The sequence below is a fragment of the Candidatus Accumulibacter vicinus genome (assembly GCF_000584955.1).
GTDB lineage: Bacteria > Pseudomonadota > Gammaproteobacteria > Burkholderiales > Rhodocyclaceae > Accumulibacter > Accumulibacter vicinus.
Window position 1 is genome coordinate 24190 of the sequence record NZ_JDSS02000021.1, and the last position, 13481, is coordinate 37670.

A 13481-nucleotide genomic window follows, 5' to 3' on the forward strand; every position below is an offset into this window, starting at 1 on the left:
TCTCGTCCGCTGCCAGACGCGGCTGCCGAGTTCGCCGCCGGCTTCGATCTTTTTCGCGAGAGCATGGAAGAAACCATTTCGTACCAGCGTGACGCGATACAGGCCCAGCGGGTGCTTGATCTGGCAAACAAGCTGCTCGTTTCCATTGCCGACCGTGTCGACCTACTGCGAGCTGGTCTTGCCGCGCACGAAAGCGAAGTGGCAGCCGTAATTGCGGCGCAGACGGTTTGCAGACGTGACATTGCAGTCAATCGGGAGCAACGGGAACGAGAAGCGCAAGATTTGCTGGCACGACTCGCCCGGCAGGCCAGTGGCTGGATGTCCGCCTTTGTCGATCGACTTTTTGCGGCAGTGGCTGCGCAAGCCTCTCGTCTGGATGATGGGCAAGTACATCGCCATATGCTGTTCTTTGTTGCCGATGCATTGCGGCAAGCGGTTGCGGCTTGCGCTGAGGTTCAGATCCCCGTCGTGCGCGATTTCCTGTCTAGCAGTCCTGGGGCCGAGGCTACCGGACGCGCATCGCTGACCATCCCCACGACGCTGAGTCAGGGGATTTCCAAAGTGACTTTCACTGATCTTGACTGGGATTCGTCACATCTATTGCATCTGATGGCAGAACGCTTATTGCTGGAGGGAGCTTCATTGCTCAGCGGCCTTTTTGGCGGTCTGAACGGGAAGGCTGGTCAGGATGAGTCGGCCAAAGCAATTCAGGGCTTGCTCGACCGTCGCAGCGAGTTGCTGACCGCGGTCAGCGAAACGCTTGACGCTGTTTATGCAAAGCTCGGTTCGGCTCTGTCGCGCGAACTCGACGCTTGCTACGACGAGAAACTGAGCGCCGTCGACGACATGTTGCGGCAGGCGCAGGTTTTGCAAGCGCAGTCATCGGTCGACCGCAGCGATCACGAACGGACAATGAGGTATCTCGCCGCTGAGATCGTGACCTTCCAGCAGACTCTGGATTCGATCCGCCAGCGATTTATGATCGCCGGAAAACCCGCAGAAGGAAGCGAAACCGGGGAGTGAAACCAATGTGAGCTTCCCCCTGAAATTACAACTCCCAAGGGTGACGTTAAAACCCATCTCCAAGCCAGTAACCATTCATCGGTCTTCGGCTGACACTGCGACAAAAGGTAGATGTCATTGGTAACTACCTTTCTTCGGAGTTTCGCATGGATACCGCACGCCTTTTTCGATCGGGCCGCAGCCAAGCCGTTCGGCTACCCAAGGAATACCGGTTTGCCGGCACCGAGGTGGTTGTGCAGCATTTTGGCAATGGCGTTCTCTTGCTACCGGTGGATGACCCCTGGCAAACGCTGGAAACCGCGCTCTCGTCCTTCGAGCCAGGATTTCTCATGAATTTCTCATGACACGGGAGCAGCCAGCGACGCAAATTCGTGCCGAGATTACCGCATGATTTTGCTCGACACCAATATCTGCTTTACATCATCAATACCAAACCGCCTGAAGTGCTGGCGCGTTTTCATCAATACCGACTGGGTGACATCGGGCTGTCGAGTGTGGTGGCCGCAGAACTTGCGTTTGGTGTGGCCAAAAGCGCCTCGATACGCAATCGCCAGGCGCAGGAAATGTTTCTTGCCCCGCTGGAGGTTCTCCCTTTCGATATGGCGGCCATGTGGGTGTATGGCGATTTGCGCGCGGACCTGGAGCGCCGGGGGGGAACCGATTGGCTCCCTGGATACCATGATTGCCGCGCATGCACTGAGCGTCAATGCCGTTCTGGTCACCAACAACACGTGCGAGTTTTCCAAAGTCCGGGGTCTGCAACTGGAAAACTGGGCGGCTTCCGCGTGACTACCTTTATTCCGTCCAAGGCAATTCCCAAAGGTGGCGGTAATACCGACGAGCCTATTCGCACTCACGGCTGGACCCACTGGCACCACCTCCTCACGCCGCGGCCGTTGTTGATCATCAAGGTCTTAGCCGAGCAATCCGGAGCCTTGTCGAATAGCAGGGAGAAGGCCGCGGCCAATCTGCTCGGCGCTATCTAACTCGAGTTCCCGACTTTGTCGTTGGCATACGAGTCTCGCTCACGATAAAGGCAAAGATGTGTTCATCAACCAAGCTGAACACACTCTTCAATTACTGGCGGAGCCGCAATCTCGCCCGCCACATGCCGGACAACGGTTTGCAGATGCTCATGTTCCCTCTTCATCATAACGGCGGAGGAAGTCAGCGAGGAACTGCGCGATGCGGATTGATGTTGCCTCATCTTACATAATCCCATCCACCCCCCATCGCCTTCGCCAGATCGATCAGTGCAAAGCGCACGTCGCGCGCGGCCAGGATCTGCAGGGTCTGCGCCTGGAGGAGCTGGCGTTGCGCGTCGAGTACGTCGATGTAACCCGAGTAGCCGGAACGGTAGCGCAGTTCGGCGAGTTCGAGCGAGGCCTTGAGCTTCTGTGCGCGCTCGGTCTGCGCGGCGAGCGCGTCGCGGGTGCTGCGGTTGGCGATCAGCGCGTCGCGCGTTTCACGAAAGGCGCTCTGCACGGTCTGCGTGTAGCTGACCACGGCGGCTTCGCGGCGGGCGGTCTCGGCTTCGACGTTGGCCTCGATCGCTTTCAATCCGATCAGGGGCTGCAGCAGCGAGGCGCCGATCCCCCAGGCGAGCGCCGGCGTGGAAAACAGCTTGGCAAGCGCCGCCGACTCGGAACCGTAAGAGGCGGTCAGTGACAGCGACGGAAAATACTGCGCGCGCGCGGCATCGATGCGCAGGCTCGCAGCGGCGAGCTGGGCTTCGACCTGTCTGATGTCGGGCCGGCGTTCGAGCAGGTCCGAGGGTAGCCCCGACGGTACCTCCGGGACATCAAGCAGGCGGACCTGCGTCAGGTCGCGGGCGATCTTCGCGGCGAAGACCTCGCGCGGCGAACGGCCGACGGTCGCCGCCAGCGCCGACTCGTAGGTGCCGACCGCGCGCTCGGCGACGGCGACGTTGGCGGCCACGGCCGCACGTTCGGCCTGCGCGCGCTGCAGGTCGTAGTCACCGATGAGGCCGGCCTGGTAGAGATCGACCTGCAGGGCGACCGTCTGGTCACGCGACTGCAGTGTGTCACGCAGCATTGCCAGTTCGGCGTCGGCCGCGAGCAGGCCGAAGTACGCGCGCGCGGTCTCGGCCGCGACCGCGGTGCGTACCGTCTGGCGTGCGTACTCGGTCGCCAGCAGCTCGCTGCGCGCGGCGCTCGCCCCGTTGCGATAACGTCCCCAGAGGTCGACTTCGTAGGCAGCGCGCAAACCGACCAGATAATCATTGTTGGTCGGATTGAAATTCTCCGGCAACGGCTGCGAACCGACCAGCGTCATGCGGTTGCGGCGGGTATCGACGCCGAGGTTCATGCTCGGGTAGAGGTAGGACTGGGCGAGCAGCACGTTCGCACGCGCCAGATCGACGCGCACCATCGCCGCCCGCAGATCGAGGTTGTGGGCCAGCGCCTCGTCCATCAGCGCCGTCAGGGTAGGATCGTTGAAGGTCGTCCACCAGCGCTCGAGATCTGGCGCGGCGGTTGCGCTCGCCGGTGGCAGGTCGAGCAGCGGCGGTGTGGTCGGGGTCGACTGGCAGGCGGCGAGCGCGAATGTCGTCGCGGTGACGAGTGCCAGGGCGCGCAGCGTCCGGCGGGGGTCAGTCATGTTCGCCTCCTTTCGCGAGCGGTCCCGGTGCCGGGGGGACGACCGGGATGACGTGGTGCAGGTGCCGCACCTCGTCGAGCAACTCGTCGTGCGAGCGCGTTTCGCGAATGCGCCGGTCGTAGAGCACCTTGAAGAACAGCGGCACGTGGAAGACGGCGAGCAGGGTTGCGGCGATCATGCCGCCCATCACGCCGGTACCCACCGAGTGGCGCGCGCCGGCACCGGCGCCGGTCGAGATGGCGAGCGGCAGGACGCCGAGGATGAAGGCCAGCGAGGTCATCAGGATCGGCCGGAAACGCAGGCGGGCGGCCTCGATCGCCGAGGCCGAAGCCGACAGACCCTCGGCGTGTTTCAACACCGCGAACTCGACGATCAGGATGGCGTTCTTGGCGGCGAGGCCGAGCAGCGTCACCAGACCGATCTGGAAATACACATCGTTGGTCAGCGGGGTCGCATGAAAAAAGGGCCCGATGAGATTTTTCGCCCAGATCGCGACGAGTGCGCCGAAAGTGCCGAAGGGCAGCGCCAGCAGCACCGACAGCGGCAGCGACCACTTCTCGTACTGTGCGGCGAGGATCAGGAAGACCATCACCACTGCGAGGCCGAGTGCGAAGGTCGAGGCGCCGCTCGATTTCTTCTCCTGGTACGACGAACCGCCCCAGTCGAAGCTGAAGTCCGGCGGCAGCACCTCTTTCGCGATCTGCTCGACGCGCGCGATGCCCTGACCGGAACTGATGCCGGGCGCCGTCTGGCCGATGACCTTGACCGCCGGCAGATTGTTGAAACGGTCGAGCGAATCCGGTCCGGATGCGTGCTGCACGTTGACCAGCGCAGACAGCGGTACCATCTCGCCCTTCTGCGAGCGCACATGGAGTCCCTCGATGTCGTCGGGGCGCTTGCGGTACTCGGGTTCGGCCGACATCAATACCTGCCAGGTGCGTCCGTACTTGTTGAAATCGTTGACGTAGTAGGTGCCGAGCGTCGACGACAGCGCGGCAAACACCTCGTCGATCGCGACGCCAGCCTTCTTGGCCTTCTCGCGGTCGACGTCCACGAAGAGTTGCGGAACGGTCGCGCGCCACAAGGTCTGCGCGCCGCCGAGCTGCGGGTCGCTGTTGGCGCGCGCGAGGAATTGCTGCAGCACTTCCTGCAGGCGTCGGGAACCGCCGTCGCCGCGATTCTGGATGAAGAATTCGTAGCCGCCGGCGGTGCCGAGACCGAAGATCGCCGGCGGATTGAAGGCCAGTACCAGCGCTTCCCGGATGCCCGCGGTTTTCATGAACAGTTCGCCAACCAACTGCTGCGAAGTCGTCTGGCGCTCGTGCCAGGGCTTCTGGGTCACGAACAGGGTCGCCGCATTGTTGCGAAAACCGCCGCCAATGAAGTCGAAGCCGGCGAAGGCCACGACATCCTGGTTGTCGGGATTGCTGCGTACCGCCGCCTCGACCTGTTCGACGACCCGGGTGGTGCGTTCGAGCGTCGCACCGTCGGGGAGGATCACCGCGCTGATGAAGAAACCCTGGTCCTCCTCGGGGACCAGGCTGCCCGGCGTCGTGCGCCACAGGAAGGCGGTGATCGCCACCATGCCGGCGAACAGCACCAGCACCCGTGCGGCGCGCCGGATCATCCAGACGACGCCGTCGAGGTAGTGCCCGGTGACACGGGCAAACCAGGCGTTGAACCAGCGGAAGAAGCGGTTCGGCTGGCGGTGGCCGTGCTGGAGCATGATCACGCAGAGCGATGGCGACAGCGTCAGCGCGACGATTCCCGAGAGCACCACCGAGATCGAGATGGTCACCGCGAACTGCCGATACAGCTCGCCGGTCAGCCCGCCGAGGAAGGCGATCGGCACGAACACTGCGGTCAGCGTCAGGACGATGGCGATGATCGGGCCGGTCACTTCGTGCATCGCCTGCACCGCGGCGTCGCGCGGCGGCAGGCCTTGCTCGCGCATGATCCGCTCGACGTTTTCCAGCACGACGATGGCGTCGTCGACAACGATGCCGATCGCCAGCACCATGCCGAACAGGGTCAGCGTGTTGATCGAATAGCCGAGCAGGTAGATGCCGGCGAAGGTGCCGATCAAGGACACCGGGACGGCGGCGAAGGGGATGATCGCCGCCCGCCAGCTCTGCAGGAACAGGTATACCACCAGGAAAACGAGCAACATCGCTTCGCCCAGCGTCTTCAGCACCTCCTCGATCGAGACCTTGACGAAGCGTGTCGTGTCATAGGGTACCGCATAGCTCAGGCCTTCGGGAAAGCGCTGCTGGAGCTCGTCTACGGTGCCCAGCACACTTTTCGCGACGTCGAGCGCGTTCGCGCCGGGCGACAGGAAGATGCCGACAAGGGTGGCCGGCTGGCCGTTGTAGCGACCGTTGAACTCGTAGTCGCGCGAACCGAGTTCGACGCGCGCGACATCGTCAAGACGCACCGTCGAACCGTCGGGGTTGGCACGGACGATGATCTCCCGGAACTGCGCCGGGTCGGCGAGACGACCCTTGGAGGTGACCGTGTACACCAGGTCCTGGCCCTTGCCGATCGGCGACTGGCCGACCTTGCCGGCGGCGAACTGCGCGTTCTGTTCGTTGATCGCACTGGCGACGTCGCCGGGGGTGAGTTTCAACTGCGCCAGGCGATCAGGTTTGAGCCAGATGCGCATGGCGTAGTCCTTGGCGCCGAAGATCTGCACATTGGTCGTTCCCGGCAGCCGCTTCAGACGGTCGAGAACGTTCAGCGTCACGTAATTCGAGGTGAACAGGTCATCGTAGCGGCCGTCGGGCGAATAGAAGGCGAGCACCTGCAGGAACGCCGAAGAGCCTGGCTCGACGGTCACGCCCTGCCGGCGTACCTCCAGCGGCAGCCGCGATTCGACCTGTTTGACGCGGTTGCTGACATTGACCGCGGCGATGTCGATCTGGGTGCCGATCTCGAAGGTCACCTGGATCTGCGTGAGGCCGTTCGACGATGAATTCGACGACATGTAGATCATGCCGGGCAGACCGTTGATCGCGTTTTCGAGCGGCGCGGCGACGGTCGATTCGAGCACTTCGGCCGAGGCACCGGGATAAGTGGCCTGCACCGTGACCACCGGCGGTGCGATTTCCGGATACTGGGCGATCGGGAGTGAGCGCATCGCCGCCAGGCCGGCAACGATGAGCAACACCGAGATGACCACCGCGAAGATCGGGCGGTCGATGAAGAAGCGAGAGAACATCGGGGCGTATACTCCGCTTATCGGGTGGCTGGGTCGGCAGCAGGCGGCTGGCCGGGGAGGGCGGAAGCGGAAGCGGCAGCGGCAGGCTCGGTGATGCGCACCGGCGAGTTCGGCATCATGATCCGCGCCAGCCCGTCGACGATCACGCGGTCACCGGCGGCGAGCCCCGATTCGATCAGCCAGACGTTCGTGCCGTCGCTCTGGGACCAGTCGCCGACGACCACCGGTCTCGGGACGGCAATGTCCTTGCCGTCCCGGTCCTTGCCGGCGACGTAGACAAACTTGCCCTGCGGTCCTTCGAGTACCGCCACCTGTGGCACCGCCAGTGCACCCTGACGCTGTGCGCCCTTGAGCGCAACGCGAACGAACTGACCCGGCTTCAGCGCGAGGTCGGCATTGGCGATTTCGGCGCGCATTTCGTAGGTGCCGGTCTGCGGGTTGACCCGCGTGTCGGCGAAGTTGATGCGGCCGCTGCGCGGGAAGGTCGAGCCGTCGGAGAGTTTCACCGAGACCTCGAAGGCATGGTCGCGCGGCAGCGTCAGGCGACCGTCGGCGATCGCCTTGTTCAACCTTAACTGCTCGTTGTCGGAGACGTTGAACAGCACCCAGATCGGGTTGACCTGCGAGACCGTCGTCAGCAAGGTCGTATTGGCGTTGGCCAGACTGCCTTCCGATTGCTGGGCGCGGCTCGACAGACCGTTGATCGGCGCCACGACGCGCGTGTAGGCAAGGTTGAGCCTGGCTTCGGTCAGCTTCGCCTGTGCCGCCTTGATCGATGCGGCGGCGAACTCGGCGGCGGAAGCGGCGTCGTCGGCTTCCTTCTGGCCGATCGCCTTGCGCTCGGCGAGTGGCTTGAGCCGGGCGGCTTCGCGGTCGGCCTGGGTCTTCTGGGCCTGGGCACGCAGCAACTCGGCCTCGGCGGACGCCAGTTGCGCCTCGAAGGGTTTGGCGTCGAGCAGGAACAGCGGCTGCCCGGCGCGCACCGCTGCACCTTCCTGGTAGAGTCGTTTCTCGACGATGCCGGTGACCCGTGCCCGTACCTCGGCATCCTTCGATCCGGCGGTCTGCCCGACGTATTCGAAGGTCACCGGGAACGATGCCGGCTGGACGTTGATCGTTGTCACCTCGGGGGGCGGAAAACCCCCCATGCCGCCGGGCGCTTGCTGCTGCCCGCAACCGGCAGCGGCCGCCGCGGCGAGGATCAACAGGAGCAGTGAAGGGGAAGAAAGACGGGCAGGGGAGGCTGACATGAGGATTCCTTTGGCTCGCATCGCGACTTGCAGAAGGGGCGAATTTTACGTACATTCAGGAATGTTTGTAAATGGACATGCCGCAAGAGGACAGAAGAAATGGTGAGAAGGAGGAAAGACGAAGCGCTGGCGACTCGCGAAGCCCTGCTCGACGCCGCCGAGCGGGTATTCTGTGCCCGCGGCGTGACCAGCGCGACGCTGGGCGACGTGGCGAGCGCCGCCGGTGTTACCCGTGGCGCCGTCTACTGGCACTTCCGCGACAAGGGCGAACTGTTCGGCGCGATGTGCAGCCGCGCCACGCTGCCTTTGCAAAGTCGCCTTGAGCAGGCGGCGGATGGCGACGGTGACGACGCCATCGCCACCTTGCATGCGGTGTCGGTGCAGGCCATGCGCGAGATCGCCTTGAACCCGCGCACGCGCGCGGTGCTGGAGATCCTGCTCTGCAAGTCCGAGCGGCTGGCCCAACCGGCCGACGGGGCGCCGCAAATCGACGAAATGGATCGCCAATGTGCCAACGCCCTCGAGCGCATCATCGTCCGTGCCATCGTGCAGGGCCACCTGTCCGCCGACACCGACAGCCATCTCGCGGCACACCTGCTGCAGGCGTTCTTCCACGGAGTGATCCAGCACTGGCTGATGCATCCCGAGGCCTTCGACCTGAATACCGCGGCACCGGCGATGGTGGACACGATGATCGCCGGTCTGGTCGCGGCGCCGCCGCAGCGGGATGCCGGCAAGGGACCGGCATTGCCCCCCGTTTGCGACGAAACCTGACCATATGGTTGGTCAATGGCGTTGCCGGCCGTGCCGCCTTCCTGCCCCGCTGTGCTCTGAACGCCTGGGAGACCCCATCCCTTGCTGGTCCGCCATCCGGGCAGGGCGGACACCAATGTCCGCCGCCCGCCGATCATTCATCCTACCCAGCGCCGCGCATTCCGGAACATCCGCAACCACGGCGAATCCTCCCAGCCGCGCGCTTCCCAGTCGGCCGGGTGCCAGGACATCTGGACGCTGCGGAAGACGCGCTCGGGGTGCGGCATCATGATCGAAAAACGGCCGTCTGCGGTGGTGAAGCCAGTAGCGCCTTCCGGCGAACCGTTCGGGTTGCAGGGATAGACTTCGGTCGGCTGACCACGGTTGTCGATATGGCGCATCGCGACCAGCGCATTCGCTTGCTGTGCTGCCGAGGCAAAGACGGCCCGCCCCTCACCGTGTGAAACGACGATTGGCAGGCGACTGCCACCCATGCCCGAGAAGAAGATCGACGGTGACTCGGGCACTTCGACCATCGTAAAGCGTGCTTCGAACTGCTCGACGCGGTTGCGTTCGAAACGCGGCCAGGCGTCGGCACCGGGGATGATGTCCTTGAGCGCGCTCAGCATCTGGCAACCGTTGCAGACGCCCAGGGCAAAGGTGTCCGGGCGTGTGAAGAAGGCCGAGAAGCCGTCACGTGCGCGGTCGTTGAAGAGGATCGTCTTCGCCCAGCCCTGACCGGCGCCGAGTACGTCACCGTAGGAGAAACCGCCGCAGGCGACGATGGCCTTGAAGTCGGCCAGCGCGATGCGACCGGCAAGAATGTCGCTCATATGTACATCGATGGCGGCGAAGCCGGCGCGGTCGAATGCGGCGGCCATTTCGACCTGCCCATTGACGCCCTGTTCGCGCAGGATCGCGATTTGCGGCCGAACGCCACGGTGGATGAACGGCGCCGCGACATCGTCAGCGGGATCGAAGCTCAGCGTCACCGACAGGCCGGGATTGCCGGCATCGAGAATCTGGTCGTATTCCTGCTGCGCACATTCCGGGTGGTCGCGCAGGCGCTGCATGCGGAAACTGGTTTCCGACCAGGCGCGCTGCAGGTCGACGCGTTTTTCGCTGAACACCGCCCTGGCGTTGCGAATGATGCGGATCTGATCCCAGGGGTTGGGGGCGCCGATGAACTGCGAGCAGGCCCCGAGGCCGGCAGCGCGCAGGACACCCATGACCTGGCTCCTTTCGCTGCGGCGAATCTGCACGACAGCCCCGAGTTCCTCGCAGAACAGGGCGCGCATCAGCATTTCGAAGGAACGGCCGCCGAGCAGGTCGGGCCGCTTTTCGTTACCGTCGACGTCGTGGATCAGCGGGTCGTAGCACAGGCCATCGGTGTCGATCGAAACGCCACAATGGGCAGCGAACGCCATTTCGCAGACAGTGGCGAAGAGGCCACCGTCGGAGCGGTCATGGTAGGCGAGCAGCCGATGGGCGGCAGCGAGTTGGCGGATCGCAGTGAAGAAAGCGGGCAGTCGGGCGGGATCGTCAACGTCGGGAGCCTCGTTGCCGGTAGCGTGATACACCTGCGCCAGCGCCGAAGCGCCGAGGCGATGGCGGCCGGCGCCGAGGTCGATCAGCAACAGGTCGGTTTCACCGGCGTCGAGCCGCAGTTGCGGGGTCAGCGTCCGGCGGGCATCCTGCACCGGTGCAAAGCCGGTGACGATCAGCGACAGGGGCGAGACCACCTGTTTCTGGCGGCCTTTGTCGGCCCCGGCGTTCTCCTGCCAGGCGCTGCGCATCGACAGCGAATCCTTGCCGACCGGAATCGAGACGCCGATTTGCTGGCAGAGATCGGAGACCGCACGCACGCTATCGAACAGGCAGGCATCCTCGCCGGGGAAGCCGGCGGCGGCCATCCAGTTGGCGGAAAGTTTGACCTCGCCGAGGGCTGCGATGTCGGCGGCGACGAGGTTGGTCAGCGCTTCGCCAACTGCCATGCGACCGGATGCGGGCGCGTCGATGACCGCCAGCGGCGCGCGTTCGCCGATCGCGAAGGCTTCGCCGCGGTAGCCGTGGAAAGCCATCAGCGTCACCGCGACGTCGGCGCAAGGCAGTTGCCAGGGTCCGACCATCTGGTCACGTGCCGTCAGGCCACCGACGCTGCGGTCGCCGATGCTGATCAGGAAGGTCTTGTCGGCGACTGCCGGCAGGCGCAGCACGCGATACGCGGCTTCCTTGAGATCCACCTCGGTGGCATCGAAAGGCACGCTCGACGGCGGCAGATGCGTCGCCGTGCGCGTCATCCGCGGCGGCTTGCCGAGCAGCGCGTCCATGTCCATGTCCACCGGATGGTTGCCGAAATGACTGTCGGCGACGAGCAGGCGCTTTTCGCGGGTGGTCGCGCCGACGACAGCGAAGGGACAGCGTTCGCGTTCGCAGAGTGCCGAGAACTCGGCGAGGCGGCTGGGCGCAATCGCCAGCACGTAGCGCTCCTGGGCTTCGTTGCACCAGATCTCGGCCGGCGACATGCCGGGCTCCTCGATGTGCACGGCGCGCAGATCGAAGCGCGCGCCGCTGCCGGCGCCATGCGCGAGTTCGGGCAGGGCATTCGAGATGCCGCCAGCGCCGACGTCATGTACCGAGAGGATCGGATTGCCGTCGCCGGGTGTGGAGCCGTCACCGTCGGGCGAACCCATCTGCCAGCAGCGGTCGATGACTTCCTGCACGCGCCGCTGAATCTCGGGGTTGCCGCGCTGCACCGAAGCGAAATCGAGGTCGGCGTCGTTGCTGCCGGTGGTCATCGAACTGGCGGCGCCGCCACCGAGGCCGATCAGCATGCCCGGTCCACCGATCTGGAGCAGCAGCGTGCCGGGTGGCAGCGTGCCGGCCTTGAACGACTGGCTGGCGGCGATGTTGCCGACGCCGCCAGCGAGCATGATCGGTTTGTGGTAGCCACGCAGGAGCGGCTCGTCGCCGCTGCCGGTGAGTTGCTCGTAGCTGCGGAAATAACCGGCCAGGTTCGGGCGGCCGAATTCGTTGTTGAAGGCGGCCGCACCAATCGGCCCTTCGAGCATGATCGCCAGCGGCGAAGCGATGCGGGCCGGGCGGCCGTAGTCGGCGCTGGCGCGCTCCCAGGGTTGAGGGAAACCCGGAATGTGGAGGTTGGAGACCGAGAAACCGCAGAGGCCGGCTTTCGGTTTCGAGCCGCGGCCGGTGGCGCCTTCATCGCGGATCTCGCCACCCGAGCCGGTCGCGGCGCCGGGGAACGGGGAGATTGCGGTCGGGTGATTGTGCGTCTCGACCTTGGCGAGAATGTGCGTCAGTTCTTCATGATAGGCATAACGGGCGTCGGTGCCGGCGTGGAAGCGCAGGACCCTGGCACCCGCGATGACCGATGAGTTGTCCGAATAGGCGACGATGGTGCCATCCGGATGCGCCTGATGTGTTTCGCGGATCATCCCGAACAGCGTTTCGCTGCGCGCTTGCCCGTCGATCACCCAGGAGGCGTTGAAAATCTTGTGCCGGCAGTGCTCGGAATTGGCCTGTGCGAACATCATCAGCTCGACATCGGTCGGATTGCGCTGCACCTTGACGAACAGCTCGACGAGGTAATCGATTTCGTCCTCCGACAGGGCCAGCCCCAACCGTGCATTGGCTTCGACCAGCGCAACGCGACCACCGGTCAGCAGATCGACGCGGGTCAGCGGTTGCGGGGCAAAGTGGCGGAACAGGTCGGCGCTGCACGCGAAGTCGTCGACCACGGTCTCCAGCATGCGATCATGGAGCAGGGCGGCGAGGGCTTCCTTCTCGGAGGCCGACAGCTTGTGTCGCCTGGCTTTGAGCCAGTAGGCAATGCCGCGTTCGATGCGCTCGATGGTGCGCAGTCCGCTATTGATGGCGATGTCGGTGGCTTTCGACGACCAGGGCGAGATCGTCCCGATGCGCGGTGTGACGAGCAGCAGCTCGCCTGGCGTGTCGTCGGCGGCGGGGCGTTCTTCGAGCAGGGCCGCGAGCTGCCGGCGTTCAGCGTTGCTCAGCGGCTGCCGGGTGCTGACAAAGTGCCAATGTTCGGCAGTCACGATGCTCAGACCTGGTGCGACAGCAGCCACACGTTGCTGCAGGCCCTGCAGACGGAAAGACGAGAATGCGGGGGCGCCGCGGAGAAACAGGAGATCGGCCATGGTGGGCGGGCAGGGCAGGCGAGCTGCGCTCAAGGAAGGAACGGCGCGATTATAGCCGACCCGGAGGGGACCCTGGCCCGGCGCAGTCTCCCGGCAAGCGCTCCCGAGTCTCATGCAATGGTTGTGGACGATTCCGGGCGCCGCGCGGCTGGGCTAGAATCGGGCCAGAACTTGCGCGCAGGGACCCGTGAAACTGTTCCATACCGATACTTTGGGCTAGGATCCGATCATGAAGACAAGCCTTCGATCACAAGCACTCTATCGCGCCGCCGATCTGCGCAATATCGAAACGATCGCGGCTGACCAGCCCTTGATGGAGCGCGCCGGGCTGGCTGCTGCTGATCTGGCGACCTCGCTGTGCCGCCTGCAGGGGGGGGCGCTGCTGGTTCTCGCCGGGCCGGGCAACAACGGCGGCGACGCTTTTGTCGCCGCCCGCCACCA

Annotated in this window: 9 protein-coding genes and 1 pseudogene; 6 read left to right on the top strand and 4 right to left on the bottom strand. The window is 64.6% G+C overall.

Going from position 1 to position 13481, the window contains the following annotated elements:
- From CAPSK01_RS22470 to CAPSK01_RS08930, 4 genes and pseudogenes are all read left to right on the top strand, one after another.
- Window positions 1–1023, top strand: a 1023-nt coding sequence (locus tag CAPSK01_RS22470) for a hypothetical protein (RefSeq protein ID WP_273703390.1), incomplete at its 5' end; no start/stop codon positions are given.
- 146 nt (window positions 1024–1169) lie between these two features.
- Complete coding sequence (locus CAPSK01_RS08920) at window positions 1170–1367, top strand: AbrB/MazE/SpoVT family DNA-binding domain-containing protein (RefSeq protein ID WP_034925512.1); 198 nt, start codon at window positions 1170–1172, stop codon at window positions 1365–1367.
- 43 nt (window positions 1368–1410) lie between these two features.
- Window positions 1411–1812: pseudogene (locus CAPSK01_RS08925) on the top strand (type II toxin-antitoxin system VapC family toxin).
- A complete protein-coding gene (locus CAPSK01_RS08930; RefSeq protein ID WP_034925514.1) occupies window positions 1809–2009 on the top strand; it encodes a hypothetical protein in 201 nt (66 codons plus the stop codon). The pseudogene CAPSK01_RS08925 and the gene CAPSK01_RS08930 overlap by 4 nt, the downstream one beginning before the upstream one ends.
- Before the next feature lie 217 nt (window positions 2010–2226).
- Here CAPSK01_RS08930 and CAPSK01_RS08935 read toward each other — a convergent pair whose 3' ends face one another.
- Genes CAPSK01_RS08935 through CAPSK01_RS08945 form a run of 3 tightly spaced genes read right to left on the bottom strand, consistent with a single transcriptional unit; the run spans window position 2227 to window position 8109 of the window.
- Window positions 2227–3642, bottom strand: a complete 1416-nt coding sequence (locus CAPSK01_RS08935) for an efflux transporter outer membrane subunit (RefSeq protein ID WP_273703391.1) — start codon at window positions 3640–3642, stop codon at window positions 2227–2229.
- On the bottom strand, window positions 3635–6859 hold the full coding sequence (locus CAPSK01_RS08940) for a multidrug efflux RND transporter permease subunit (protein WP_273703392.1): 3225 nt from the start codon (window positions 6857–6859) through the stop codon (window positions 3635–3637). The genes CAPSK01_RS08935 and CAPSK01_RS08940 overlap by 8 nt, the downstream gene beginning before the upstream one ends.
- 17 nt (window positions 6860–6876) lie before the next feature.
- Window positions 6877–8109 (bottom strand): efflux RND transporter periplasmic adaptor subunit, encoded by a 1233-nt coding sequence (locus CAPSK01_RS08945; RefSeq protein ID WP_273703393.1) that lies wholly within the window; start codon window positions 8107–8109, stop codon window positions 6877–6879.
- Between the two features lie 27 nt (window positions 8110–8136).
- Here CAPSK01_RS08945 and CAPSK01_RS08950 point away from each other — a divergent pair, with 27 nt between their 5' ends.
- Window positions 8137–8883, top strand: a complete 747-nt coding sequence (locus tag CAPSK01_RS08950; protein WP_273703394.1) for a TetR family transcriptional regulator — start codon at window positions 8137–8139, stop codon at window positions 8881–8883.
- Window positions 8884–9020: 137 nt separating this feature from the next.
- On the opposite strand, the gene purL is transcribed toward CAPSK01_RS08950, so the two are convergent.
- Window positions 9021–13040, bottom strand: coding sequence for a phosphoribosylformylglycinamidine synthase (purL, locus tag CAPSK01_RS08955; RefSeq protein ID WP_034925519.1), 4020 nt, complete (start codon window positions 13038–13040; stop codon window positions 9021–9023).
- A gap of 229 nt (window positions 13041–13269) precedes the next feature.
- On the opposite strand from purL, the gene CAPSK01_RS08960 reads away from it, so the two are divergent.
- Window positions 13270–13481, top strand: a 212-nt coding sequence (locus tag CAPSK01_RS08960) for an NAD(P)H-hydrate epimerase (RefSeq protein WP_034925522.1), incomplete at its 3' end; no start/stop codon positions are given.